General features: G+C 46.6%; 41 protein-coding genes and 1 pseudogene. 2 read left to right on the forward strand and 40 right to left on the reverse strand.

Features of this window, described 5'->3' with window-relative positions; genetic code table 11:
* Together BUA75_RS12110 and BUA75_RS12115 are read left to right on the forward strand one after the other, a co-directional pair.
* Window positions 1-241 (forward strand): ATP-binding protein (locus BUA75_RS12110; RefSeq protein ID WP_165612013.1); only part of this gene is annotated, 241 nt, incomplete at its 5' end.
* 96 nt (window positions 242-337) lie between these two features.
* Window positions 338-1473: pseudogene (locus BUA75_RS12115) on the forward strand (IS256 family transposase).
* A gap of 27 nt (window positions 1474-1500) precedes the next feature.
* Here the strand turns inward: BUA75_RS12115 and ltrA are convergent.
* From ltrA to BUA75_RS12320, 40 genes are all read right to left on the reverse strand, one after another.
* Complete coding sequence (gene ltrA / locus BUA75_RS12120) at window positions 1501-2709, reverse strand: group II intron reverse transcriptase/maturase (protein ID WP_242650322.1); 1209 nt, start codon at window positions 2707-2709, stop codon at window positions 1501-1503.
* A 640-nt stretch (window positions 2710-3349) separates the two neighbouring features.
* Window positions 3350-3742 carry a 30S ribosomal protein S9 gene (gene rpsI / locus BUA75_RS12130; protein ID WP_072874866.1) on the reverse strand — a complete coding sequence of 131 codons (393 nt, stop codon included), beginning with the start codon at window positions 3740-3742 and terminating at the stop codon, window positions 3350-3352.
* A gap of 17 nt (window positions 3743-3759) precedes the next feature.
* Window positions 3760-4197 (reverse strand): 50S ribosomal protein L13, encoded by a 438-nt coding sequence (gene rplM / locus BUA75_RS12135; protein WP_072874867.1) that lies wholly within the window; start codon window positions 4195-4197, stop codon window positions 3760-3762.
* An 81-nt stretch (window positions 4198-4278) separates the two neighbouring features.
* Window positions 4279-5052 carry a tRNA pseudouridine(38-40) synthase TruA gene (truA, locus tag BUA75_RS12140; RefSeq protein WP_072874868.1) on the reverse strand — a complete coding sequence of 258 codons (774 nt, stop codon included), beginning with the start codon at window positions 5050-5052 and terminating at the stop codon, window positions 4279-4281.
* A gap of 130 nt (window positions 5053-5182) precedes the next feature.
* Window positions 5183-5548: a 50S ribosomal protein L17 gene (rplQ, locus tag BUA75_RS12145; RefSeq protein WP_072874869.1), complete on the reverse strand. Its 366-nt coding sequence runs from the start codon at window positions 5546-5548 to the stop codon at window positions 5183-5185.
* A 107-nt stretch (window positions 5549-5655) separates the two neighbouring features.
* Window positions 5656-6594, reverse strand: coding sequence for a DNA-directed RNA polymerase subunit alpha (locus tag BUA75_RS12150; RefSeq protein ID WP_072874870.1), 939 nt, complete (start codon window positions 6592-6594; stop codon window positions 5656-5658).
* A gap of 49 nt (window positions 6595-6643) precedes the next feature.
* Entirely contained in the window at window positions 6644-7270 is a 627-nt protein-coding gene (gene rpsD, locus BUA75_RS12155; protein WP_072874871.1) for a 30S ribosomal protein S4, read from the reverse strand.
* Between the two features lie 97 nt (window positions 7271-7367).
* Window positions 7368-7781, reverse strand: a complete 414-nt coding sequence (rpsK, locus tag BUA75_RS12160) for a 30S ribosomal protein S11 (RefSeq protein ID WP_072874872.1) — start codon at window positions 7779-7781, stop codon at window positions 7368-7370.
* A gap of 15 nt (window positions 7782-7796) precedes the next feature.
* Window positions 7797-8165 carry a 30S ribosomal protein S13 gene (rpsM, locus tag BUA75_RS12165; protein ID WP_072874873.1) on the reverse strand — a complete coding sequence of 123 codons (369 nt, stop codon included), beginning with the start codon at window positions 8163-8165 and terminating at the stop codon, window positions 7797-7799.
* 131 nt (window positions 8166-8296) lie between these two features.
* Window positions 8297-8410: a 50S ribosomal protein L36 gene (rpmJ, locus tag BUA75_RS12170; protein ID WP_021296640.1), complete on the reverse strand. Its 114-nt coding sequence runs from the start codon at window positions 8408-8410 to the stop codon at window positions 8297-8299.
* A gap of 107 nt (window positions 8411-8517) precedes the next feature.
* Entirely contained in the window at window positions 8518-8736 is a 219-nt protein-coding gene (gene infA / locus BUA75_RS12175) for a translation initiation factor IF-1 (protein WP_021296639.1), read from the reverse strand.
* Window positions 8729-9037, reverse strand: a complete 309-nt coding sequence (locus BUA75_RS12180) for a KOW domain-containing RNA-binding protein (RefSeq protein WP_083574327.1) — start codon at window positions 9035-9037, stop codon at window positions 8729-8731. Before BUA75_RS12180 ends, infA begins: the two co-directional genes overlap by 8 nt.
* 10 nt (window positions 9038-9047) lie before the next feature.
* Window positions 9048-9698, reverse strand: coding sequence for an adenylate kinase (locus BUA75_RS12185; protein WP_072874874.1), 651 nt, complete (start codon window positions 9696-9698; stop codon window positions 9048-9050).
* 18 nt (window positions 9699-9716) lie between these two features.
* The gene (secY, locus tag BUA75_RS12190) at window positions 9717-11000 is read right to left on the reverse strand and encodes a preprotein translocase subunit SecY (protein ID WP_072874875.1); all 1284 of its coding nucleotides are present in this window, start codon (window positions 10998-11000) and stop codon (window positions 9717-9719) included.
* A gap of 1 nt (window position 11001) precedes the next feature.
* Entirely contained in the window at window positions 11002-11445 is a 444-nt protein-coding gene (gene rplO, locus BUA75_RS12195; RefSeq protein ID WP_072874876.1) for a 50S ribosomal protein L15, read from the reverse strand.
* Between the two features lie 14 nt (window positions 11446-11459).
* Window positions 11460-11663 carry a 50S ribosomal protein L30 gene (rpmD, locus tag BUA75_RS12200; protein WP_072874877.1) on the reverse strand — a complete coding sequence of 68 codons (204 nt, stop codon included), beginning with the start codon at window positions 11661-11663 and terminating at the stop codon, window positions 11460-11462.
* A 12-nt stretch (window positions 11664-11675) separates the two neighbouring features.
* Window positions 11676-12173, reverse strand: coding sequence for a 30S ribosomal protein S5 (gene rpsE / locus BUA75_RS12205; RefSeq protein WP_072874878.1), 498 nt, complete (start codon window positions 12171-12173; stop codon window positions 11676-11678).
* 18 nt (window positions 12174-12191) lie between these two features.
* Window positions 12192-12560 carry a 50S ribosomal protein L18 gene (gene rplR / locus BUA75_RS12210; RefSeq protein WP_072874879.1) on the reverse strand — a complete coding sequence of 123 codons (369 nt, stop codon included), beginning with the start codon at window positions 12558-12560 and terminating at the stop codon, window positions 12192-12194.
* Window positions 12561-12584: 24 nt separating this feature from the next.
* Complete coding sequence (gene rplF / locus BUA75_RS12215) at window positions 12585-13124, reverse strand: 50S ribosomal protein L6 (protein ID WP_072874880.1); 540 nt, start codon at window positions 13122-13124, stop codon at window positions 12585-12587.
* Window positions 13125-13153: 29 nt separating this feature from the next.
* Complete coding sequence (gene rpsH / locus BUA75_RS12220; protein WP_072874881.1) at window positions 13154-13552, reverse strand: 30S ribosomal protein S8; 399 nt, start codon at window positions 13550-13552, stop codon at window positions 13154-13156.
* 28 nt (window positions 13553-13580) lie between these two features.
* Window positions 13581-13766, reverse strand: coding sequence for a type Z 30S ribosomal protein S14 (locus tag BUA75_RS12225; protein ID WP_072874882.1), 186 nt, complete (start codon window positions 13764-13766; stop codon window positions 13581-13583).
* A 27-nt stretch (window positions 13767-13793) separates the two neighbouring features.
* On the reverse strand, window positions 13794-14336 hold the full coding sequence (gene rplE / locus BUA75_RS12230) for a 50S ribosomal protein L5 (RefSeq protein ID WP_072874883.1): 543 nt from the start codon (window positions 14334-14336) through the stop codon (window positions 13794-13796).
* Window positions 14337-14362: 26 nt separating this feature from the next.
* Window positions 14363-14674, reverse strand: a complete 312-nt coding sequence (rplX, locus tag BUA75_RS12235; protein ID WP_072874930.1) for a 50S ribosomal protein L24 — start codon at window positions 14672-14674, stop codon at window positions 14363-14365.
* Between the two features lie 37 nt (window positions 14675-14711).
* A complete protein-coding gene (gene rplN / locus BUA75_RS12240; protein ID WP_072874884.1) occupies window positions 14712-15080 on the reverse strand; it encodes a 50S ribosomal protein L14 in 369 nt (122 codons plus the stop codon).
* Between the two features lie 28 nt (window positions 15081-15108).
* Entirely contained in the window at window positions 15109-15369 is a 261-nt protein-coding gene (gene rpsQ, locus BUA75_RS12245) for a 30S ribosomal protein S17 (protein ID WP_072874885.1), read from the reverse strand.
* Window positions 15370-15400: 31 nt separating this feature from the next.
* A complete protein-coding gene (rpmC, locus tag BUA75_RS12250; protein WP_072874886.1) occupies window positions 15401-15598 on the reverse strand; it encodes a 50S ribosomal protein L29 in 198 nt (65 codons plus the stop codon).
* On the reverse strand, window positions 15588-16022 hold the full coding sequence (gene rplP / locus BUA75_RS12255; RefSeq protein ID WP_072874887.1) for a 50S ribosomal protein L16: 435 nt from the start codon (window positions 16020-16022) through the stop codon (window positions 15588-15590). Before rplP ends, rpmC begins: the two co-directional genes overlap by 11 nt.
* 3 nt (window positions 16023-16025) lie before the next feature.
* A complete protein-coding gene (gene rpsC / locus BUA75_RS12260; protein ID WP_072874888.1) occupies window positions 16026-16691 on the reverse strand; it encodes a 30S ribosomal protein S3 in 666 nt (221 codons plus the stop codon).
* A 16-nt stretch (window positions 16692-16707) separates the two neighbouring features.
* Window positions 16708-17049 (reverse strand): 50S ribosomal protein L22, encoded by a 342-nt coding sequence (gene rplV / locus BUA75_RS12265; protein ID WP_072874889.1) that lies wholly within the window; start codon window positions 17047-17049, stop codon window positions 16708-16710.
* 29 nt (window positions 17050-17078) lie between these two features.
* Window positions 17079-17360 carry a 30S ribosomal protein S19 gene (rpsS, locus tag BUA75_RS12270; RefSeq protein WP_072874890.1) on the reverse strand — a complete coding sequence of 94 codons (282 nt, stop codon included), beginning with the start codon at window positions 17358-17360 and terminating at the stop codon, window positions 17079-17081.
* A gap of 34 nt (window positions 17361-17394) precedes the next feature.
* Complete coding sequence (gene rplB, locus BUA75_RS12275; protein ID WP_072874891.1) at window positions 17395-18225, reverse strand: 50S ribosomal protein L2; 831 nt, start codon at window positions 18223-18225, stop codon at window positions 17395-17397.
* Window positions 18226-18260: 35 nt separating this feature from the next.
* Entirely contained in the window at window positions 18261-18548 is a 288-nt protein-coding gene (gene rplW / locus BUA75_RS12280; RefSeq protein ID WP_072874892.1) for a 50S ribosomal protein L23, read from the reverse strand.
* Window positions 18548-19168, reverse strand: a complete 621-nt coding sequence (gene rplD, locus BUA75_RS12285; RefSeq protein ID WP_072874893.1) for a 50S ribosomal protein L4 — start codon at window positions 19166-19168, stop codon at window positions 18548-18550. Before rplD ends, rplW begins: the two co-directional genes overlap by 1 nt.
* A gap of 29 nt (window positions 19169-19197) precedes the next feature.
* Window positions 19198-19827: a 50S ribosomal protein L3 gene (rplC, locus tag BUA75_RS12290; protein ID WP_072874894.1), complete on the reverse strand. Its 630-nt coding sequence runs from the start codon at window positions 19825-19827 to the stop codon at window positions 19198-19200.
* Window positions 19828-19865: 38 nt separating this feature from the next.
* Window positions 19866-20174 carry a 30S ribosomal protein S10 gene (gene rpsJ / locus BUA75_RS12295; RefSeq protein ID WP_072874895.1) on the reverse strand — a complete coding sequence of 103 codons (309 nt, stop codon included), beginning with the start codon at window positions 20172-20174 and terminating at the stop codon, window positions 19866-19868.
* A 263-nt stretch (window positions 20175-20437) separates the two neighbouring features.
* Entirely contained in the window at window positions 20438-21625 is a 1188-nt protein-coding gene (gene tuf, locus BUA75_RS12300; protein ID WP_072874896.1) for an elongation factor Tu, read from the reverse strand.
* Between the two features lie 22 nt (window positions 21626-21647).
* Window positions 21648-23723, reverse strand: coding sequence for an elongation factor G (gene fusA, locus BUA75_RS12305; RefSeq protein WP_072874897.1), 2076 nt, complete (start codon window positions 23721-23723; stop codon window positions 21648-21650).
* 30 nt (window positions 23724-23753) lie between these two features.
* On the reverse strand, window positions 23754-24224 hold the full coding sequence (gene rpsG / locus BUA75_RS12310; protein ID WP_072874898.1) for a 30S ribosomal protein S7: 471 nt from the start codon (window positions 24222-24224) through the stop codon (window positions 23754-23756).
* A gap of 69 nt (window positions 24225-24293) precedes the next feature.
* On the reverse strand, window positions 24294-24713 hold the full coding sequence (rpsL, locus tag BUA75_RS12315; RefSeq protein WP_072874899.1) for a 30S ribosomal protein S12: 420 nt from the start codon (window positions 24711-24713) through the stop codon (window positions 24294-24296).
* 109 nt (window positions 24714-24822) lie between these two features.
* Complete coding sequence (locus tag BUA75_RS12320; protein ID WP_242650321.1) at window positions 24823-25128, reverse strand: ribosomal L7Ae/L30e/S12e/Gadd45 family protein; 306 nt, start codon at window positions 25126-25128, stop codon at window positions 24823-24825.
* Window positions 25129-25183 lie beyond the last annotated feature (55 nt).

The raw sequence follows: 25183 nt of genomic DNA on the forward strand, positions 1-25183 counted from the left end.
TTATGAGAAGGGAGCGATTATTCTCACCTCTAACAAGTCATATGGGGCTTGGGGAGAAATTTTTGGTGACACCGTGCTAGCAACCGCAATTCTCGACCGTCTTTTGCATCACTCCAGTACCGTAAATATTAAGGGTGAGAGTTATCGGATACGGGAAAAAAAGAAAGCTGGATTCTTCAAGATAGACTCTTCAAACGGTGATCAATTGATCCCGCCAGCGAATCTATCTACGGACGCTTAGTTGATGAAACTGGGGAGTTTTCGATTGATGTTTTTGGGGAATTTTCAATTGCTCTTGACACTAGCGGTACAAACCGGCTTGCGAGTCATCCAGGCCATGATGCAGGAGGAAGTGGATGCGCTCGTCGGTCCCAAGGGAAAGCACAATCCGGAGCGCAAGGCCGTACGGCATGGAAAAGAGAAAGGTTTCGTCATCCTCGGCGGTCGCAAGGTGGCTGTGGAGAAGGTGCGAGTACGCAGCGTGGATGGCCGGGAGATTCCACTCGAGACGTATCAGGCCCTGCAAGATCCGGAGCTGTTGACGCAAGCTGCGTTGGAGCGGATGCTCCATGGACTGTCCACCCGCAACTACGCGTACGGTCTGGAGCCGGTCGGAGAGGAATTGGAGTCCTCTGGTACGAGTAAGAGCTCTGTCAGCCGTCGGTTCATTGTAGCCACGAAGAAGCTGCTGGCTGAGTTGATGCAAAGGCGCTTGGACAGTCGTAGATACGTGGCCCTCATCATCGACGGCATCGTGATGGCAGAGCACACCGTGGTAGCGGCCCTGGGTATTGACGCAGAGGGCAAGAAGCAGATGCTTGGGGTATGGCACGGAGCCACCGAGAACGCCGCTGTGTGCAAGGCACTCCTATCCGACCTAGTGGAACGTGGCCTGAAGACCGACGACGGAATTCTGGTCGTAATTGACGGAAGCAAGGCACTGCGGGCGGCGGTGCGAGACGTTCTAGGTGACACGGCGATTGTCCAACGCTGCCAGGTACACAAGGAGCTCAATGTTCTGGAGCACCTGCCGGAAAAGCACCGGGATTGGGTAAAGAGGAAGCTGCGTGAGGCTTGGAGCCATGGCAACGAACAGGATGCACTGGCGTCACTGAGGCGATTGGCTGGCCACCTCGAGAAGAGGAGTACCCCGGTGCTGCGGCAAGTCTGCGAGAGGGCATGGAAGAGACCGTAACGGTCATCCGGCTCGGAGTGCCGGAGCTGTTGCGGACGACTCTACGCTCAACCAACGCAATCGAATCAGCGAACGAGAAGGTGCGCATGGCTAGCAGGAACGTAAAGCGTTGGCAAAACGGTGAACAGGTGCTGCGTTGGGCGGCGGCGGGGTTCCTTGAAGCAGAGAGCAAATTCCGTACCGTGAAAGGCTATCGTCAAATCCCGGTGCTCATGAAAGCACTACATCAATGTGCGCATCCGGAGCAATACCAGGAAGAATCATCCATAACTGCGTAAATTGAAGAAAAAGGCCGTCACGAAAATCTACGAAGAGCGGGACAAGGCGAGGCCAAGGGCTTTGTTCATTTGCGGAGTCAATGCCAGACGCCAGTATCCCTTGCGAGAACCGCTAATATTTCTAGCCCATTCCTCGGGGATGCCGAGAGAAACCAGTTTCTTGCGCTTCGTTTTAGGTTGCTTCCACTGTTTTAGTAAGCACATCCGAAGCCTCCGGCGTATCCATTCATCCAGTTCCACAAACACACTTCTCGTCTCTGCCCTTCGGTCATATCCACTCCATCCGTGCAGATACTTGTTGAGTATATCGAGACGTTCTGCCATGGATTGACCCCGGCTACGCTTCGTTGTGATTCGGACTTTGTCCTTGAAGCGTTTAAGGGATTTTGAAGATACTCGAACCTTGGGTTGTCGGTGGTGGGTGAAGGAAAATCCAAGGAACTTGCGTTTCCACGGCCTGTCAACGGCACTTTTCTCCCTGTTTACCTTGAGCTTTAGTCGTCCTTCTACAAATTGGGTAACACTCTCCATGACTCGTTCTCCAGCTCGTTTACTTCGAACGTAGACGTTACAGTCATCAGCATATCTGACGAATCGGTGGCCTCGTTTCATCAGTTCTCCGTCTAGGTCATCCAACATAATGTTGGAGAGTAACGGACTCAACGGACCTCCCTGTGGAACCCCCTCTTCGGAGACCACACATACACCGCCAGTCATAACGCCTGCCTGTAGGTACTTTCTGATGAGCTTGAGGACTCGCTTGTCCTTGACCTTCCGGGCGATTCGTGCCATCAACATGTCATGATTCACTCGATCAAAGAATTGCGCTAAGTCAACGTCTACTACCCAACGGTATCCCTGCGCGATATAGTTTTGCGCTTGCTGTACTGCATTGTGCTGACTATATCCGGCTCGGAATCCGTAGCTATGTGGTGAAAATTCCGGGTCAAAGATGGGTGTTAGTACTTGTTGAAGGGCCTGCTGAATCAGGCGGTCGAGCACCGTGGGCACTCCTAGCAAACGAACACCACCGTCTGGTTTCGGGATTTCGACTCGGCGGACAGGCGTCGGTTGGTAGGTACCCTGTAGGAGTTCGCTTCGGATGTTAGCCCATTGTTGCACTAAGAACGGGCGAAGTTCTGTGACTTCCATCCCGTCTACGCCGGGCTTACCCTTGTTCTCCTCTACCCGGCGCAAGGCCCCGAGCACGTTTTCGCGCTCTACTACCTGTTCCATCAGGTCAATACAACTTTCCTCGCGGGCTGGTTCATTGGGTCGTGCCGGAGAGAAACTCGGCACTTCCTCAGTCCCCCGTGGATTCACCACTTCTTCCTGAGGATAGCTCCCTGTCGGGATTTTCGGCTGTCTGTGCTTCTCTCTCGAACTTGCCATAAACAACCCTCACTATCATGTTCGGTCCTTCCCTGCTTAGACGTCTCTTTGCAGGTACTATGACCTCTGCTGACTTCTGCCGTTCAGCATCGCCTTGCGACGATGGTTACCAGCCTTGCTGGCGTGCCGGCAGACCTCCCCGGGTAAGAGCACTGTCTTTCCCTTCATATACCCGCTCCATTTACTTTCAACAGCCTTCGGTAGCAAGGGCTTTGTCTTGTTCTGCAGACTCACCCAACTGTTGCTAGCCTCAATTGAAGTTCGTGACCCTCGGGCCGAAGGTTTGCCGCCGCCTTCCTTCAGATTCCACCTTACGGAGGACACCCTTGACTTAAGCTAATGGCTACTGCTACCTTCACCATTCCGGACTTTCACCGTATAGATAGCGCCCATGCCGGGCGCACAGAATGGCTGTCGAGACTTTCTCGACAGCCTGAAAAAGAGAGCCTCTGGCTCTCTATTGTTGGAAAAATTATGTTTACGATTAGCGCTTTGAAAATTGAGGTGCACGGCGTGCAGCCTTCAAACCATACTTCTTACGTTCCTTCATACGTGCGTCACGAGTTAACATACCCGCTTTTTTGAGAACAGGACGCAATTCTGGATCTACTCTCAAGAGAGCACGAGCGATACCATGACGAATAGCACCAGCCTGACCTGAAATGCCTCCACCATAAACGTTAGCAATCACGTTATAGCGTCCAAGCGTATCTGTGAGCATCAGGGGTTGCTTAACAATCAGCTTTAAGGTTTCTAGTCCAAAATAATCGTCCATTTCCCGATTATTAATACGAATCTCACCATCACCAGGCATCAACCGAACGCGAGCGACGGAGTGCTTACGACGTCCGGTTCCCCAATATTGTAATTGAGCCACCTATAGTCCCCTCCTTATCACTTCGTCAGTTGATATGGTTCCGGTTTCTGAGCGGCATGCGGATGCTCCGGACCCACGTAAAGACGCAATTTAGTCAGTTGCTGTCTTCCCAGCGATGTATGTGGCAACATACCACGAACTGCAAAATACAGAACTCGCTCAGGATGTTTCTTTAACAAATCGACCGCACGCACTTCCTTGAGTCCACCAGGATAGCCGGAGTGGCGGCGATATAATTTCTTTTGTAACTTACGACCTGTGAATACTACTTTTTCAACATTTGTTACTACAACAAAGTCACCAGTATCCACATGCGGCGTAAACTCAGGTTTATGTTTGCCGCGTAATAGCTTTGCTATTTCTGTGGCCAAGCGGCCTACCCGCCAGCCGGTTGCATCTATTAACAACCATTTACGTTCCACAGCGTTCGGTTTCGCCATGTACGTCGTTCGCATATGAGTCCCTCCCGAAAACGGTTCATGCTAATCAACCACTTTAACGGGGCTTAAAGTGGGCAGAATGCACTAATCCTCAGTTTACTCAAAACCTTGCTTAACTGCAAGCCATAAATTCGATTCTTCATAATAAACCTGCCAAAGTGCCAAACCAGACGGCGGTGCAGTCCATCCAGCAGTCCTTCTGTCACATGCTTGAATAGACTTTATAACTTGTTGTTCTGTAAATTTACCTTGCCCAACCATAAGAAGAGTCCCCGCAATGATACGAACCATATTTTGTAAAAATCCATTTCCAGTTACATAAAGTGACACGTATGATCCAGATTCCTTCACACTGATATCAAAAATCGTTCGTATCTTATCTTCTACTAGAGTAGAAGCCGCACAAAAACTGGTAAAATCGTGCGTACCTACCAAATGGCAAGCCGCCTCACGCATTTTTTGCAAATCTAGACGACCTGGTGAATGACATGTAAAACGATGGGTAAAAATATCTGCAACTGGAGCAGTTTGAAAGGTATATCGATAGGTTTTGCCTACAGCAGAAAATCTTGAGTGAAACTGATCTGTAGCTTCTTCTGCATGAATGGCAATCAGATCGGGCGGTAAAATGCGCCGCAATACGTACGGATATTTTTCAACTGGTGGACCATGCTCCTGATCCCAATGAACGACTTGTTCACGAGCATGAACACCTGCATCAGTTCTCCCGGAACCGTGGATAAGTACAGGTGCTGCAGTCACCCTGGATAAACAGGCTTCCAACTCACCCTGTACAGTACGCAAGTTATTCTGTCGTGCAAATCCATGAAAATTCGTTCCATCATAGGCAATCAGTAGTTTCACTCGCATACAGTCACACCTAAAAAATCATTGTCCCCAAGCGGGGACAAGTATCATCTCAAGAAAAAAGTCTTGTCCGAAACAAATAGGCAACAGTTAACCAACTGACTGATTCATCCTATCTGTCCCGGACAACATTTTATCGAACTAATTCCAGCAAAACCATTGGCGCAGCGTCGCCACGTCTTGGGCCAATTTTCGTTATGCGGGTATAGCCACCATTGCGATCAGCAAAGCGTGGAGCCAATTCAGAAAACAACTTTTGAATAGCGTCCTGATCTGCTGTCTCATTCAGAAACTCTCGACGAACATAAGCCGCAACCTGACGGCGTGCATGCAAGTCGCCACGTTTTGCCAGCGTAATTAATTTTTCAGCAATCGATCGTAACTCTTTGGCTTTTGCTTCAGTTGTTTGAATCCGCTCATACAAGAACAAATCGGTGACCAGAGAACGAAAGAGCGCTTTACGAGCCGAAGACGTTCTCCCTAATTTACGGTATGGCACCTTAAACCCTCCTTCACTCAGCGAGTTTAATGAAAACAAGTACTGCACATCTTATATTGTCGATCTCGTCTAATGAATTTGTTAAAACATCATCTACCTGCAATCGATCAATCTTCTTGACGCAAATGCAAGCCAAGAGCTTCTAGCTTTTCTATAACCTCTTCTAATGACTTGCGACCCAAATTACGTACTTTCATCATCTCATCTTCTGAACGCGCACAAAGTTCCGCTACCGTATTGATACCAGCTCGTTTGAGGCAATTATAAGAACGCACCGACAAATCAAGCTCTTCAATGGGCATATCCATGACTCGCTCATTTGTGCTCTCTTCTTTTTCAACTGCAAGCTCGTGACCGCGCCCCGAATCAGACAAACCTGTGAACAGAGAAAGATGCTCAACCAAAATACGAGAAGCAATTGAAACAGCTTCATCCGGTTGCACTGACCCGTCCGTCCACACTTCCAGCGTTAGCTTGTCATAGTCTGTGATTTGTCCAACCCGTGTATTTTCAACGGTAAAGTTCACCCGAGTGATGGGAGAGTACAAAGAGTCAATAGGGATGACTCCTATCTCTTGCTCATCCATCTTGTTGCGATTGGCTGGATGGTAACCACGTCCCCGTCCTGCACGTAATTCAGCATAAATTCTTCCACCTTCAGTTAAAGTGGCAATGTGCATTTCAGGATCGATGATATCCACGTCCGAATCTGCTCGAATGTCTCCTGCTGTCACAGGGCCCGGTTCATTCGCGTCGATGACTAATAATTTTTCCTCGTCGGAGTGAATCTTTAACGAGAGGCGCTTCAGATTCAGAATGATTTCGGTCGTATCCTCAACCACACCAGGCACTGTGGAGAATTCATGCAAAACTCCCTCTATTTTCACCGAGCGCACCGCCGCGCCCGGGATAGAGGAGAGCAGAATGCGACGCAGTGAATTCCCCAGTGTCGTTCCATAACCCCGCTCAAGCGGCTCTACGACAAACTTGCCATACGTCGGGCTGTGTTCGACCGTCTGAATGCTGGGCTTCTCCATTTCGATCATCCGATACCCTCCTCTTCGACGCTGCAGATTGACCGTCCAATCAACTTAATTATCTCGAGTAATGTTCAACGATCATCTGTTCAGCAACCGGTGTGTCAATTTCATCACGCACAGGCTTGCGCAAAACTTTTGCTTGCGCCTTCTCGGCGTCAAATTCCAACCACTGTGGAATGGTTTTGCTGGCTGCAGCTTCAAGCAGTTCCTTAATACGGGTAAGACCCGCACTCTTTTCTGCAACAGCGACAACATCTCCAGGACGAAGCAAATAGGATGGTATGTCTACGCGCCGACCATTTACCAAAATATGTCCATGTCGAACAATTTGGCGAGCTTCAGCACGAGAAGCCCCCAACCCAATGCGATGGACAACATTGTCCAGGCGGCTCTCTAAGATGGCGAGCAAATTCTCACCTGTGACGCCACTATGACGTGCTGCTTCTTCAAAATAGCGTTCAAACTGCTTTTCCATAACACCATAAAAACGTCTTGCCTTTTGCTTTTCACGCAATTGCATACCATACTCTGACGACTTTTTACGTCCCTGACCGTGTTGTCCAGGCGGAAACGGGCGCTTGTCGACACCGCATTTCTCGCTGTAACACCGCTCACCTTTCAAGTAGAGCTTAATACCCTCACGGCGGCAAAGACGACAAACTGGACCGGTGTATCTTGCCATTCTAGTCTTGACACCTCCATAATTGCTTATACAAATTCATGCATAATTTTTTAATAACTGTCTATCATAATACGTTCTTCGTAAGACTTGTTCTAAATTACACGCGGCGACGTTTGGGTGGACGGCAACCATTATGCGGAATTGGCGTAACGTCGCGAATACCACTTACCTCTAGACCAGCAGCTTGAAGTGAACGAATGGCTGCTTCACGACCAGCGCCAGGACCTTTTACAGAAACTTCCACTTGCTTCATGCCATGTTCCATTGCTGTGCGCGCAGCTGCCTCAGCCGCCATCTGGGCAGCAAAAGGTGTGCTTTTACGCGAGCCCTTAAATCCAACATTGCCAGCACTCGACCAAGAAATTACATTACCTGCAAGATCGGTGATGGATACAATTGTGTTATTGAATGTGGAGCGGACGTGCGCGACACCCACCTCGACATTTTTTCTGTCACGGCGCCGGGTGCGCGGCGCCGGCCCGCCTTTACGTTGTTGCTTGACCTTCGCCATTTGTCACACTCCTCCTTACTTCTTCTTACCTGCAACGGTACGACGTGGACCTTTGCGCGTACGTGCATTTGTCTTTGTACGCTGACCGCGCACAGGCAATCCGCGGCGATGACGATAGCCGCGATAACATCCAATTTCAACTAAACGTTTGATGTTTAGAGCAATTTCGCGACGAAGATCGCCTTCAACTTTAATGTTCTTGTCAATATAATCACGCAGTTGTACGACTTCGTCCTCCGTCAAATCTTTCACTCGACGGTTAGGATCAATGCCGGTAGCCTGCAAAATTTTGTTTGAGGTTGTCCGGCCAATACCATAAATATAAGTCAGGCCAATTTCAACGCGCTTATCGCGCGGCAAGTCAACACCTGCAATACGGGCCATGCCAATCGTCCACCTCCAAGATTCAATGAGAAAATCTATATTGAAAACATGGAAACAGCCCCGTAATCGGGCAGCCGCGCTGCTATCCATGAATCAAGCAGAGCTAAGGTTGATACAAAATTGAAGCTAAATCAACCCTGACGCTGTTTGTGTTTCGGGTTTTCACAAATCACCATGACGTTGCCCTTGCGGCGGATGACCTTGCATTTTTCGCAAATCGGTTTCACCGACGGACGCACCTTCATGGAATTCCCCTCCTCGTTTCGCAAGCTCTATCATCAGTTTCTATGAAACTGTGTCATAACTCACTCGCCAAATGATAACGTAAAATCACTTTACAAGCCAGACTTCATTATTTGTAACGATAGGTAATTCTACCACGACTTAAATCATATGGCGATAATTCAACAGTAACGCGATCGCCAGGAAGAATTTTAATATAATGCATGCGTATTTTACCAGAGACATGGGCAAGTATCTTGTGACCATTCTCTAACTCAACACGAAACATTGCATTGGGTAGGGGCTCGATAACCTTGCCTTCTACTTCAATCACATCATCCTTAGCCATGGACTTCATTCTCCTCCTGTCCTGCTTCTGAATAGCGGCGTAAATCATATCGCAACATGGCGTTGGAGACCTGCTTCCCTTCTTGAAGCGTTTGCCTGGTTCTCTCTGCGTACGATCCAAGAGTACGAATATGCAGGATGTTTTTGCGTTTAGGTTTTTCAACCTTGCGCAAATCCCCATCAGCGACCCACACAAAACGATCACCGTCATGGCCAATCACAACGGCAAGTTTTTTACTGTCTCGACCGCGCAAGAGCTCTACGATGCTGGCGAGTTCTGGCAAATCACGAGTATGACCCACGCGATGTTCCCTACTTTCGCAGCTTATCTAAGGTATTCACAATCTGCTCAAATAGATGATCAATCGTAAGCAGGCCGTCAAAAGTATACAGCACACCCTGAGATTGATAGTAATCAACGAGCGGCGCAGTCTGAGCATATTGTTCTAAACGTGTCTTTACTGCTTCAGGCGTATCGTCAGCTCGCTGATAAAGTTCGCCGCCACAAACGTCACAGGTACCTTCCACCTTAGGCGGATTCATTACCAAGTGATATGTTGCGCCGCATTGTCGACAGATGCGCCTACCTGTCAGTCGATCCATTAAGATGTTTTGCGGGACATGCAAGTACAGCACCGCATTCAGATTTCTTTCTAATTCTGACAGAAGTTTTTGCAACGCGTCAGCTTGTTGCAAAGTACGAGGAAATCCGTCCAATAGAAAACCATCTTTAGCATCTGGCTGTTCTAAACGATCTCGAACAACACGGATGGTTAGCTCATCAGGAACCAATTTTCCACTATTAAGATAGTCTTGAACTTCAAGCCCCAGTGGTGTGCCTGCAGCTATCGCAGCCCGAAACATATCGCCAGTGGAAATATGGGGAATCCCATAACGCTCTTGAATTTTGGCAGCCTGTGTACCCTTGCCAGCCCCTGGCAATCCAAGCAACATGATTTGCATTTTGATCTTCCCCTCTTTCTATTGGCGAATAAAGCCACGATAGTTACGTTGCAACAATTGACCTTCCAGTTGCTGAAGTGTCTGCAAAGACACACCAACGATAATGAGCAAGGACGTTCCCGTAATGGAGAAGGATTGAAGATTCATTCCTTCCAATAACACAAAGGGCAGAACCGAAATCACTCCTAAGAAAAGCGAACCAAACACAGTTATGCGATTCACGACTGATACGATATACGCTTCAGTTTCAGCTCCGGGGCGAACACCAGGAATATATCCCGCATGTTTCTGCAACTGTTCAGCCAATTGTTGTGGGTTGATCTGCACATGCGTATAAAAGAAAGTAAACGCAATAATCAACAGCACTTCAAGGCCGATAAACCACCAGGATGAAGGGTATAGATAGCGTAAAATAAAAGTCGACCAAGCCCGACCTTGAAAATAGGTTGCAATTGTGTAAGGCAAAATTAAGAGTGATACTGCAAAAATTACAGGAATTACGCCAGCAGCATTAACCTTTAAGGGAATATGCGTTTGCTGACCACTGTAAACCGTTCTACCCACAACTCGTTTTGCGTATTGAACTGGAATTCTTCGTTCAGCCTGCTGAACATAGACGATTACAGCAAAAAGAATGATGGTCCCAATCAGCAGTATAGCCACTCGTAGAAAACTTAAAAAAAGATGCTGATTTTGACCAACAAACCATTTGGAGTAAACTTCCTGACCAAATTGGCCAAACTGAGAGATGATACCAACAAAGATGAGAATCGATATACCGTTTCCAACACCCTTTTCTGTTATCATCTCACCAAACCACATTAAGAGAATATCACCAGCTGTCAGTACAATCACAATGGTGATATATCCCCACCATTGATGGGTGGTGAGCAGTCCACTATGAGCAAACGTAAACGTTAGTCCTCCAGCCTGTAATAGACCAAATACTACCGTTAAATATCGAGTTACCTGAGTCAGTTTTTGCCGACCAGATTCCCCTTCTTTCTGCCACTCTTCAAAACGGGCTACTACACCTGATTGCAGAAGCTGAACAATAATGGACGCCGTAATATACGGGGTAACGCTCATCGCGAATATGGAGAATCGATAAAACGCACCACCGGAAAACATGTTCAGTAAATTGAACAAAGCATTGTTTTGCCCTGACGTCAGCGCATTGAGATTAATCCCTGGAATTGGAATGTAAGATCCAATTCGATAAACTGCCAGCACGAACAGGGTAAACAGTATCCGATTGCGAAGATGTTTCAGTCGCCACAAATTCGCGATGGTCGTTCCCATCTTAAATCACCTCGACCGTGCCGCCAGCCGACTCAATCTTTTCCTTAGCGGATGCAGAGAAGGCATGTGCTTGTACGGTCAATTTAACATTCAATTCACCTTCGCCGAGAATCTTAATGCCATCAAGTAGCTTTCTCGCCAAACGTGTTTCTAAGAGCAATTCAGGTGTGACAACTGTACCTTCAGAAAACTGGTTTAGACTCTCAAGATTGACAACAGCATATACTTTTTTAAATGGCTCATTAGAAAATCCCCGTTTAGGAAGACGTTTAAACAATGGATTCTGTCCACCTTCAAACCCCGGACGAACACCACCGCCAGATCTTGCCCATTGGCCTTTATGCCCACGAGTAGAAGTTTTACCATGACCAGAACTCGTTCCACGTCCTACACGTTTTGGGGCTTTTCGAGATCCTGGGTTACCTTTTAGTTCGTGAATTTGCACAGTATGACACCTCCTTATTTCTCAGAATCCGACAGAACCGTTTCCTGTACTTCTAACAAGTGCGGAATTTTATTAATCATACCGCGTATCGTCGGAGTATCCGCATGCAAAACGGTCTGGTTCAACTTGCGTAAACCAAGCGCTTCAACCACCTGCCGCTGTGCTTCCGGTCTTCCGATAACACTGCGGACAAGTCGAATCGACAGCATGTTTGCCATACAGCACCCTCCTTAGCCTAAAATCTCTTCAACACTTTTGCCGCGTAAGCGAGCGACTTCATCAGCCCGTTTTAATTGCGACAATGCGTTCAAAGTGGCATGTACCATGTTAATCGGGTTATTCGAACCCAGAGACTTTGTCACAATATCTTTAATTCCAGCCAACTCCAATACCGCACGTGCAGGTCCACCTGCGATTACACCGCTTCCTTCGGGGGCTGGTTTAATCAGTACACGTCCTGCGCCAAAATGCCCCAAGGCCTCATGAGGTATTGAAGTATTTTTCATCGGAACGTGAATCAGATTTTTCTTCGCATCCTCTACGCCTTTACGAATCGCGTCCGGCACTTCTTGCGCCTTACCTAATCCAGCCCCTACATAGCCATTGCCATCTCCAACAACTACGAGTGCCGAGAAAGAAAAACGACGACCACCTTTAACAACTTTGGCCACACGATTTACAGCAACAACGCGTTCTGTTAACTCCAGGCCATTTGGATTAATCCGCATTCTTACACCTACCTCCCTTTAGAATTCCAACCCTGCTTCACGTGCAGCGTCAGCTAGAGCCTGAACACGCCCATGATAAAGATAACCTCCGCGATCGAACACTACTGAACGGATACCTTTTGCTAGAGCTCGCTTCGCTACCAATTCGCCTATTTTCTTCGCAGCATCCACGTTGCCACCATTACTCAATTCATCACGCAACTCTTTATCAAGAGACGACGCACTGCAAAGGGTAACACCCTGTACATCGTCAATGACTTGTGCATAAATGTGTTTATTGGAACGAAACACATTCAACCTAGGACGCTCAGCGGTTCCGTTAACCTTGGCACGAACACGCAGATGGCGCTTTTGCCGAGATACGTTGCGATTTTCTTTAGTAAACAAGGTCTCAATCTCCTTTCTTTAAAATTATTTCTTGCCAGTTTTACCGACCTTACGACGTACCACTTCATTTTCATATCGAATACCTTTGCCTTTGTACGGCTCAGGGCGACGGATATCACGAACTTTTGCAGCATACTCGCCAACCAGTTCTTTACTGATTCCTTTAATAATCAACTTTGTCTGGGAAGGAACATCCACTTCAATACCATCTACAGCCGGCAATTCTACAGGATGAGAAAATCCGAGCGATAAAGTAACTTTGTTACCAGATTTAGCAGCACGATAGCCAACGCCAACCAAATCCAATCCTTTTGTAAAACCTTCCGTGACACCTTGCACCATATTTTGAATCACACTGCGCGTAGTTCCATGCAGACTGCGATGCAATTTTTGGTCGCTCGGGCGCTCCACAACCAACTCATTTTCGCCGATCACGATTTTCATGTCTGGATGGATATTGCGTTGAAGCGACCCTTTGGGACCTTTAACGCTCAGAAGCTGACCATCCATCTTAACTTCCACACCATTTGGAATCGCGATGGGTTTGCGTCCAATACGTGACATAGCTTGCACCTCCTCTTAAAGCCAATGGATTACCAGATATAACAAAGCACTTCTCCACCAATGCGGCGCTTACGTGCTTCCTTATCAGTCATTACACCCGACGATGTCGAAAGAATCGCGATACCTAATCCACCAAGTACGCGCGGAATATTGTCATGATTGACATACACACGCAGACCAGGTTTAGAAATTCTCTTTAATCCTGTAATGACTCGCTCTTGACCTTTTCCATATTTCAGGAACAGACGTATAATGCCTTGTTTTTCATCCGAAATGAATTCCGCATCACGAATAAAACCTTCGTTCTTCAGAATTTCAGCAATCGAACGTTTAATGTTAGAACCTGGAATTTCAACTTTTTCATGCCCCACCTCATTCGCATTGCGAATACGGGTTAGCATGTCAGCAATCGGATCACTCACTACCATGAATCGAACCTCCTTTCAAATCAACCGTTTACCAGCTAGCCTTCTTAACACCTGGCAATTGACCTTTATAAGCCAAGTTTCTAAAGCAGATACGGCAAATCCCAAACTTGCGCAGCACAGAGTGTGGACGACCACAAATTCTACAACGTGTATAAGCGCGAGTACTGAATTTGGGCTTACGCTGTGCCTTAACAATCATCGAGGTTTTAGCCAATTCTTGTTACCTCCCTCTTTTCAGGATTTATGAACGTCGAAACGGCATACCAAGTAACCCGAGTAACTCGCGAGCTTCTTCATCTGACCGGGCTGTCGTTACAAATACAACTTCAAGTCCACGTACTTTGTCTACTTTATCGTAGTCAATTTCAGGGAATATGAGCTGCTCACGTAACCCGAGCGTATAATTGCCTCGACCATCAAACGCCTTAGGCGAAACACCGCGGAAATCTCGAACGCGCGGCAATGCAACATTAATTAATTTATCAACAAACTCAAACATGCGCTCACCACGCAATGTTACTTTAGCACCAATAGGCATTCCCTGACGCAGACGGAATTGAGCGATAGATTTTTTCGCCCGAGTAACAACAGGTTTTTGTCCTGTAATCAGAGTCAAGTCCCCAACTGCTGAATCAATAATTTTAGGGTTTTGAGTCGCCTCACCAAGCCCCATATTTAAAACAACTTTCTCAATACGCGGAACTTGCATGACGGTTGTATAATTAAATTTTTTCATCAGTTCAGGCACAATCTGTTGTTGATAACGTTCTTGCAAACGATTCATATCTGGACCTCCTTTCAACTAAACCTTTAGTCCAAAATTTCGCCAGACTTTTTGGCGTAACGGACTTTCTTTCCATCTTCCAAAAATTTATGACCGATTCTTGTTGCCTGTCCTGTTTTCGGGTCAACAAGCATGATATTCGAAGCATGAATGGAAGCTTCTTTTTCAATGATTCCGCCCTCAGGTTGATTAGGGTTTGGTTTCGTGTGACGCTTTACCACATTGACACCCTCAACAATCACACGATTTTTCTTCGGTAAAACCGCTAATACTTGCCCTTTTTTGTTTTTATCTTTACCGCTGATCACAATAACTTGATCGCCCTTTTTTACAAACATGCCTGCCACGATCTGCACCTCCTTTGCATCAAACGAATTACAGTACCTCAGGAGCCAAGGAAATAATCTTCATGAAATCTTTTTCACGCAACTCACGAGCGACAGGTCCAAAAATACGCGTACCTCTTGGACTTTTATCTTCACGAATGATAACAGCCGCATTTTCATCAAAACGAATATGCGAACCGTCTGGACGGCGCAATCCACGACGTGTACGTACAATAACAGCCTTTACAACATCGCCCTTCTTGACAACGCCACCTGGTGTTGCACTTTTGACAGACGCAACAATGATATCGCCAATATTAGCAGTCTTGCGATTGGATCCTCCCAACACACGGAAACACATAATTTCCTTGGCGCCAGAATTATCTGCAACAACCAACCTGGTTTGTGGTTGAATCACGACGGTTACCTCCTTCCAAGCTTACAAATTAGATAATGACAGCTTTTTCAACGATTTCAACAAGACGCCAACGCTTCTCTTTAGAAAGTGGACGGGTTTCCATAATGCGCACAACATCACCAATTTTTGCTTCATTATTTTCATCGTGCGCTTTAAACTTTTTTGTTCTTTTAATGGTTTTTCCGTAGAGACGATGTTTGATATTCTCCTCTACCGCTACGACAATCGTCTTATCCATTTTGTCGCTTACAACTTTGCCAACACGAACTTTTCTTTCATTGCGTTCCATTGTCACCCTCCTCACTTACCAAATGTTGAAATCAGCTAATTCCTAGTTCCCGTTGCTTGAGAATTGTTTTTGCACGAGCAATATCTTTGCGAACCTGACGAATACGCATCGGATTTTCCAATTGCCCTGTGGCGTGTTGAAAACGCAAATTAAACAATTCATCTTTCAGGGAGTCTACGCGCTTTTCAATTTCTTCCGTGCTCAATTCCCGAATATCCTTAGCTTTCATCAGACTCACCTACCTCACTGCCACGCTTGACAAATTTCGTTTTAATGGGCAGTTTGTGCGCAGCGAGACGCATGGCCTCACGAGCTACCTCTTCACTAACGCCCGCAAGTTCAAACAAGATACGCCCCGGCTTGACAACAGCAACCCATTTTTCAGGAGAACCCTTACCGCTACCCATACGAGTTTCAGCAGGTTTTTGCGTTACAGGCTTACTCGGGAAAATTTTAATCCAAACTTTACCGCCACGACGGATATAACGTGTCATTGCAATACGAGCTGCTTCAATTTGCCTGTTGGTTACCCAAGCTGGCTCTAAAGCTTGTAGACCAAATTCGCCAAAAGCAACTTGATTGCCGCCTTTGGATTCACCTTTCATGCGACCGCGATGTTCTTTGCGATACTTTACACGTTTCGGCATCAACATTGCTTACTTACCCCCTTCTTCGGCGCCCTTTCTCGTCCGTTGCGGGAGAACTTCGCCACGATAAATCCATACTTTGACGCCAATTCTACCGTACGTGGTGTGGGCTTCACTCAGTGCATAGTCAATATCTGCACGAAGAGTATGCAACGGAACAGTTCCCTCGGCATATCCTTCTGTACGAGCAATTTCAGCGCCACCTAGACGTCCTGAAACCTGAACGCGAATTCCTTTTGCTCCCGAACGCATTGTCCGTTGAATCGCCTGTTTCATAGCACGACGGAACGATACACGGCGAGATAGTTGCAACGCAATATTATCAGCAACCAGCTGAGCTGAAAGATCCGGATTTTTAATTTCTGAAATCGAGATATGAACTCTTTTTCCTGTCAAAGCATTCAACTGGTTCCGCAAAGTGTCTACTTCTGTACCACCCTTACCAATCACCATTCCAGGCTTGGCTGTGTGTACAGTAATATTCAAGCGATTTGCAGCTCTTTCAATGTCAACACGAGCTACCGCAGCATCCTTCAGCCGACGGAACACATAATTACGAATTTGCAAATCTTCATGAAGTAGATTCTGATAGTCTTTTTTATTCGCAAACCATTTGGATTCCCAGTCACGAATAATGCCAATACGCAAACCAACTGGATTGACTTTTTGACCCATGAACTCTTATCCCTCCTTATCTTTCCGCCACAACTACAGTAATGTGACTGGTTCTCTTAAGAATGCTGTAGGCACGGCCTTGCGCACGAGGATGGAACCGTTTCAGTGTCGGTCCCTCATCAACGTAGATTTCTTTTACATACAACTTATCGACATCCATGTTGTGGTTGTTTTCCGCATTAGCGACTGCTGAACGAACAACTTTAGCCACCACAGGTGAAGCTCCACGGGGCGTAAATTGCAAAATAGCCAAAGCTTCCGGAATGTTTTTACCGCGGATAAGATCGACTACAAGACGCACTTTTCGCGGCGCAATACGGATGTACTTGGCAACTGCACGTGTCTCTGTTGCTTGCATGTCAGTTCCTCCTTTCTAAATAGCGTTCATTAACGAGAACGGGATGTCTTCTCATCACCCGCATGACCTTTAAATGTTCGAGTGGGAACAAACTCACCCAGCTTATGTCCAACCATATCTTCTGTCACATAGACCGGCACATGCTTTCGGCCATCATGCACAGCGAATGTATGACCGACAAACTGCGGAAAAATGGTGGAGCGGCGAGACCAAGTTTTAATAACACGTTTTTCACCGGACTCGTTTAAAGCTTCAACTTTCTTCATCACGTGGTGATCACAAAAAGGTCCTTTTTTCAAAGAACGACCCATACTACCTGACCTCCTTCCTTACATTGCAAAATGATTACTTTTTACGACGACGAACAATGTATTTGTCCGTACGGTGATTCTTTTTGCGAGTCTTTTTACCCAAAGTCGGCTTACCCCAAGGTGACATAGGTGATTTGCGTCCAATCGGCGCACGCCCTTCACCACCACCATGCGGGTGATCAACCGGGTTCATAACCACACCACGAACGGTAGGACGATGACCTAGCCAACGGGATCGACCAGCTTTACCTATATTGATATTTTCATGGTCCAGATTGCCTACTTGACCAATGGTTGCACGGCATTCGAGACGAACTAGGCGCACTTCTCCAGAAGATAAGCGCACTTGTGCATACGCCCCTTCTTTCGCCATCAGCTGTGCAGACGCACCAGCTGCGCGGGCTAACTGACCGCCTTTACCAGGTTGCAATTCAATATTGTGCACAACTGTACCAACCGGGATGTTAGCTAACGGTAAGGCATTACCTACACGAATGTCAGCATCCGGACCTGAAACAACCCTGTCTCCTACTTTTAAACCATGAGGAGCAATAATGTATCTTTTCTCTCCATCAAGGTAGTGCAAGAGCGCGATACGAGCTGAACGGTTTGGATCGTACTCAATCGTTGCCACTTTAGCCGGTACACTGTCTTTATTGCGTTTAAAATCAATCAAGCGATAACGGCGCTTGTGGCCGCCCCCCTGATGCCGCACGGTGATTTTGCCTTGATGATTTCGTCCCGCTCTGCGATGCAATGGAGCCAGCAGAGATTTTTCAGGAGTATCCGTAGTAATTTCATCAAAGGCAGAAACAGACATAAATCTGCGGCCAGGAGAAGTTGGGCGATATTTTTTAATTGCCAACTCTTACTCCTCCTCTTGACTGTCATGCGAACGTATTAACCTTGTGTAAAAAATTCAATCGGCTTCGAATCAGCTGTCAATGTTACAATTGCTTTTTTCTTTTCCGAAGTCATTCCCACAAAACGCCCTACGCGTTTTTTCTTACCGGGTGTACGCATTGTATTTACTTTCAACACTTTTACACCAAAGATTTTTTCGACCGCTTGGCGTATTTCAACTTTGTTCGCCCGTTTATCGACTTCAAACACGTACTTGTTCAATTCCATGCCAGCAGTCGAGGCTTCTGTAATAATGGGGCGTTTAATCACATCACGCGGATCCATTAAGCAAACACCTCCTCAACTTTGGCAACAGCGTCCTTGGTTAAAACCAGGTGCTCATGTCTCAACAAATCGTATACATTAACACCATTTGCCGGAACATATTTGATTCCTGGAATATTACGCGCCGACAACCAAACGTTCTCAATTTTTTCTGCATCCACAAGTAACGCTTTGTTTAATTCAAATCTCTTTAACAACGCGACCATGTGTTTCGTCTTAATATCAGAAAGGTTTAGTTGATCTAGAACAATCACTTTACCCTCATCGATTTTGGATGTCAATGCGCTATAAAGAGCAGCTCGACGAACTTTTTTCGTGAGTTTATATTTATAGCTGCGTGGTGTTGGACCAAACACAACACCGCCGCCTTTCCATTGCGGAGCGCGAATGCTACCTTGTCTTGCACGTCCCGTACCTTTCTGACGCCATGGTTTACGACCACCGCCAGACACTTCAGAGCGGCCTTTGACCTTATGTGTTCCACGCCTTTGACCAGCCAAGTACATCAATACCACTTCATGCATCAAATCCGTGCGAACAGGTGCAGCAAAAAGCTTTTCATTCAGTTCCACTTCTCCAACCTGTTCAGCTTGCATATTATATACAGGCAATTTCGGCATCCCAGTTGCCTCCCTTCTTTTGAGATCAATTACGAATTCGACTTAGTCGCCGTACGTATTGTAACAAATGAGTTTTTAGGACCTGGAACAGAGCCTTTCACAAGCAATAAATTGCGATCGGCATCCACTTTTACAATCTCAAGGTTTTGGACAGTCACTTTTTCATGACCCATACGTCCAGCCATGGTTTGTCCTTTAAACACTCTGTTAGCCGCAATAGAGCCTAACGAACCCACACCACGGTGATACTTCGAACCGTGAGCCATAGGTCCACGAGCCTGATTGTGACGCTTAATTGGACCAGCTGTGCCTTTACCTTTGGAGACACCGATTACATCCACGATTTCTCCTGGCTCAAAAACATCCGCTTTGATTTGTTGACCAATTTCATATTGTTGAACATCAACGCCGCGCAGTTCACGAATATATCGTTTTGCAGCAGTATTAGCTTTTTGCGCGTGCCCTTGTTCGGCTTTGGTTGAGCGGCTTGGCTTCTTATCGGCAAACCCGATTTGAACTGCCTCGTATCCGTCTATTTCGCTTTGTTTAATTTGCAGAACCGTACACGGTCCGGCTTCGATGACTGTGACCGGAATGACAATTCCATCTTCCGAAAAAACTTGAGTCATACCAAGCTTTCTGCCAAGGATTCCTTTCACGCGCACACCTCCTCAATCTTTCTTAGGTTGTAATTCATTTAAAGTTTAATTTCAATATCAACGCCGGATGGCAGATCTAGACGCATTAACGAATCAACCGTTTGTGGCGTAGGATTTAAAATATCAATTAAACGCTTGTGTGTTCTCATTTCAAATTGTTCACGCGAATCCTTATATTTGTGAGGCGCGCGAAGAATCGTAAAGATTGCCTTTTCTGTGGGCAACGGAATAGGGCCAGATACTCCGGCGCCTGAACGCTTAGCTGTTTCTACAATGCGTTCAGCAGACTGATCAAGAATTTGATGATCATACGCTTTTAATCGGATGCGAATCTTTTGGTTTGCCATAACATTTCCCCCCTCTTCATGGCGGGCTCTCTCAATACATAAACCGTATCAGGAGTAAGCGCCCAATTTGATGGACATACTCAGCAGAAATTTCCTCAGCGGTGCTCTTTATGGCTAAAAGCACATAAGCAACCTCCTGCCTCATCGCTGTCTGAGACCAACGTTCGATATTATACTAAATGACAGGTAAAAGTACAAGAAAAATTTTTCATAAAAAAAGGAGCTACTCAGAGCTCCCTTTTTATATCATTCTATTGAATGATTTACTTCTCAATAGCAGCGACTACACCAGCGCCAACTGTACGTCCACCCTCGCGGATAGCGAAGCGTGTACCTTCCTCCAGAGCGATTGGGGCAATCAATTCAACTTCCATGGAGATATTATCGCCAGGCATTACCATTTCAGTACCTTCCGGTAACTCTACAACACCAGTTACGTCGGTTGTACGGAAATAGAACTGTGGACGATAACCGTTGAAGAAAGGAGTATGACGGCCACCTTCTTCTTTGGTCAAAACATAAACCTCAGCTTTAAATTTTGTGTGTGGTTTAATGGATCCCGGTTTGACCAACACTTGTCCGCGTTCAACATCTTTACGCTCAACACCACGCAACAACGCACCAATATTGTCACCAGCCTGAGCTTGATCGAGCAGTTTGCGGAACATTTCAATACCAGTTGCAACTGTCTTACGGCTTTCTTCCGTTAAGCCAACGATTTCTACTTCATCGCCAACTTTCAGCGTACCGCGTTCGACACGTCCGGTAGCAACGGTTCCGCGCCCGGTGATGGTAAACACATCTTCAACAGGCATCAAGAATGGCTTGTCAGTGTCACGCTCGGGGGTTGGGATGTAGCTATCCACAGCGTTCATCAATTCTTCAATTTTAGCAACATAAGCCGGATCGCCTTCGAGAGCCTTCAATGCAGATCCACGAATAACCGGGATGTCATCTCCAGGAAATTCATACTCAGACAACAATTCACGAACTTCCATTTCAACGAGTTCCAACAGTTCTTCGTCATCCACCATGTCACATTTGTTCAAGAATACCACCAAATGCGGCACACCAACCTGGCGGGAAAGAAGAATATGTTCACGAGTTTGCGGCATCGGACCATCAGCAGCTGATACAACAAGAATAGCGCCATCCATTTGAGCTGCACCGGTAATCATGTTTTTCACATAGTCAGCATGGCCTGGGCAGTCAACGTGAGCGTAGTGGCGTGCATCGGTTTCATATTCAACGTGTGCAGTATTAATGGTAATACCACGTTCACGCTCTTCTGGAGCTTTGTCAATTTCATCATACTTCTGGGCTTTTGCTTTACCCTTCGAAGCCTGTACAGAAGTAATAGCTGCAGTCAAAGTAGTTTTGCCATGGTCAACGTGACCAATGGTTCCAACGTTAACGTGGGGTTTCGAACGGTCAAATTTTTCTTTTGACATCTGAATGATTCACTCCTTAGTGTTATTCGCCTTTACTTTTGGCAATGATTTCTTGAGCTATCGACTTTGGCACTTCTTCATACGCAGCAAGTTCCATAGCGAAAGTTCCACGACCCTGCGTGCGAGAGCGAAGTGATGTCGAATAACCAAACATTTCTGCCAGTGGCACATAACCGCGAATGACACGAGCGTTAGCACGCTGTTCCATGCCTTCAATGCGGCCACGGCGAGAATTGATGTCGCCCATGATGTCGCCCATATACTCTTCCGGAACCGTAATTTCCACTTTCATAATAGGTTCAAGCAGTACTGGACCAGCTTTCTTTGAACCCTCTTTGAGCGCCATTGAACCAGCAATCTTGAATGCCATCTCAGAGGAGTCCACATCGTGGTACGAACCATCATAGAGAGTGACCTTTACGTCAACCATTGGGTATCCAGCCAACACGCCACTGCGCATTGCTTCCTGAATACCTTCATCCACTGGCGCAATATATTCTTTTGGAATTGCGCCACCCACAACCTTATTCTCAAACATGTAGCCTTGGCCACGTTCGAGAGGCTCGAGGATGATTTTAACATGACCATACTGACCGCGACCACCAGATTGGCGAACAAATTTGCCTTCCTGATCAACACGTTGCGTAATGGTCTCTTTATAAGCAACCTGCGGACGACCCACATTACACTCTACTTTGAATTCCCGTTGAAGGCGGTCAACAATAATCTCGAGATGCAATTCACCCATACCCGAAATAATGGTTTGACCCGTCTCTTGATCGGTATACGTGCGGAATGTTGGGTCTTCCTCGGTGAGCTTACCTAGTGCAACACCCATTTTGTCCTGATCCGCTTTTGTCTTCGGCTCAATAGATACCGAGATAACTGGATCAGGGAATTCCATTGACTCCAATACTACTACATTCTTTTCATCACAAAGCGTGTCGCCCGTGGTTGTATCTTTTAAACCAACCGCAGCAGCAATGTCTCCAGCGTAGACTTTGTCAATTTCTTCTCTGTGATTGGCATGCATTTGTAGAATACGGCCAATACGTTCGCGCTTACCCTTGGTAGAGTTCAGCACATAAGAACCACTCGAGAGAATTCCAGAGTATACACGGAAGAAAGCTAATTTACCTACAAACGGATCGGTCATAATCTTGAACGCCAACGCTGAGAACGGCTCTTCATCACTTGAATGGCGTTCAATTTCTTCACCGTCAGCCGTTACGCCTTTAATAGCTGGAACGTCGATTGGCGAGGGTAAATAATCGACCACAGCATCAAGCATCGGCTGTACACCTTTATTTCTATAAGAAGATCCACATAGCACCGGAAAAAGTTGCACATTACATGTACCTTTGCGAAGTGCCGCTTTAATTTCAGGAACAGTAATTTCTTCACCTTCCAAGTACTTGACCATCAGATCTTCATCGACTTCAGCACACGCCTCTATCATTTCCGTCCTTAATTTCTCAACAATCTCTTTGAGATCTTCCGGAACATCAACGACATCTGATGTCGTACCAAGATCGTCGGTATAGATGATGGCCTTGTTTTCAACCAAGTCAACCATACCCTTGAAGTTATCTTCCGCTCCAATCGGGTATTGGATAGGCACAGCTTTCGCCCCTAGGCGTGTACGCATTTGTTCCACGCACATCAAGAAGTCTGCACCAATGATATCCATTTTGTTTACATAAGCAATACGCGGAACATGGTATTTATCAGCTTGGCGCCATACTGTTTCTGATTGCGGTTCAACGCCACCCTTGGCATCGAACACGCCACAGGCGCCATCAAGAACGCGCAAGGAACGTTCCACTTCTACCGTAAAGTCCACGTGGCCTGGCGTATCAATGATATTGATACGATGACCCTTCCACTGCGCTGTAGTTGCTGCGGAAGTGATAGTAATTCCACGTTCCTGTTCTTGCACCATCCAGTCCATCGTAGCGGCACCTTCATGAACTTCGCCAATTTTATGGACACGGCCAGTATAAAACAGAATACGTTCAGTCGTGGTTGTTTTACCGGCGTCAATATGCGCAATAATACCGATGTTCCGGGTTTTTTCCAGCGGAAACTGGCGGCTCACAAGCCAACCCCCTCATCTTCTTAATAACTTCTACCAGCGATAATGAGCAAATGCTTTGTTAGCCTCGGCCATACGATGCGTGTCTTCGCGTTTTTTCACTGCTCCACCCGCATTGTTAAAGGCATCCAGCAATTCATTGGCCAATCTTTGTTCCATCGTCTTTTCACTGCGTAGGCGAGCATAATTCACCAACCAGCGCAAGCCCAATGTTGTACGTCTATCCGGACGTACTTCTACTGGAACCTGATAATTGGAACCACCCACACGACGAGCTTTAACTTCAAGGACGGGCATAATATTGCGCATTGCCCCCTCAAAAACTTCCATTGGATCTTTCCCTGTGCGTTCACGCACTGTATCTAGCGCATTATAAACAATCTTCTGCGCTACACCACGTTTACCGTCCAACATCACTTTATTGATGAGACGAGTCACCAGCTTGTTCCCATAAATCGGGTCGGGCATAACATCCCTTTTTGGAACAGGCCCTTTACGCGGCATAATAACGCCTCCTTTCAATCCATGTAACACAGATTGCATGATTTAATATCAACACTACACGCTTATGGATTACTTTTTTGCTTTCGGTTTTTTAGCACCGTACTTAGAACGGCCTTGCATACGATCTTTCACGCCTGCAGTATCAAGCGCTCCACGAACAATATGATAGCGGACACCCGGCAGGTCCTTTACACGACCTCCGCGCACCAGCACCACAGAGTGCTCCTGCAAGTTATGACCGATACCCGGAATATAGGCAGTCACTTCAATGGTATTGGTAAGACGCACACGAGCGTATTTACGAAGCGCTGAGTTGGGTTTTTTGGGTGTCATTGTACCCACACGCGTGCAAACTCCACGTTTTTGCGGTGAAGGTAAATCGGTTTGTTCTTTTTCAAAACTGTTATAACCTTTTTGCAGCGCCGGAGCTGTTGACTTATCAATGACCGGCTTGCGACCTTTACGCACGAGCTGGTTAATGGTCGGCATTGCTGCACCTCCTTCTTTTCAACTCTTTTCAAGCCCACAGTGCCTGGTGGTTCATCCTCAAACACAAAAAAGCATAAGCCACAACTCGCCACAGCAAACCGTTATGGTTTTACTCAAGGATGGCTGCAGTTGCTGCTCCCACTTCAATCCCGCATGCTTTGCCAAGCATTTTCATTGTCTCCACCCATGTTACTGGAATCCCGTTCTGTTCAGCATAGTGCAGAACCGGACCGATAACGCGCGCTTCAGCATCCTTGGCAACAAACACTTCTTTTACAGCAGACTGTTGCACTGCTTTCAACGTTTGGTTTGTACCAATGATTCGCTTTTTTGCAAGGCGTATGCGATCTAGAGACACCGCAACAGCCTCCTCGATATACAAACCATGTCCTGGCACACCATGTGATTCTATCATCTGATATTTGCCCATGTCAACAGAGCTTAACGCCCTGTTGACATGAGAGTGAAAA

The organism is Alicyclobacillus tolerans (assembly GCF_900142255.1).
Lineage (GTDB): Bacteria > Bacillota > Bacilli > Alicyclobacillales > Alicyclobacillaceae > Alicyclobacillus_I > Alicyclobacillus_I tolerans.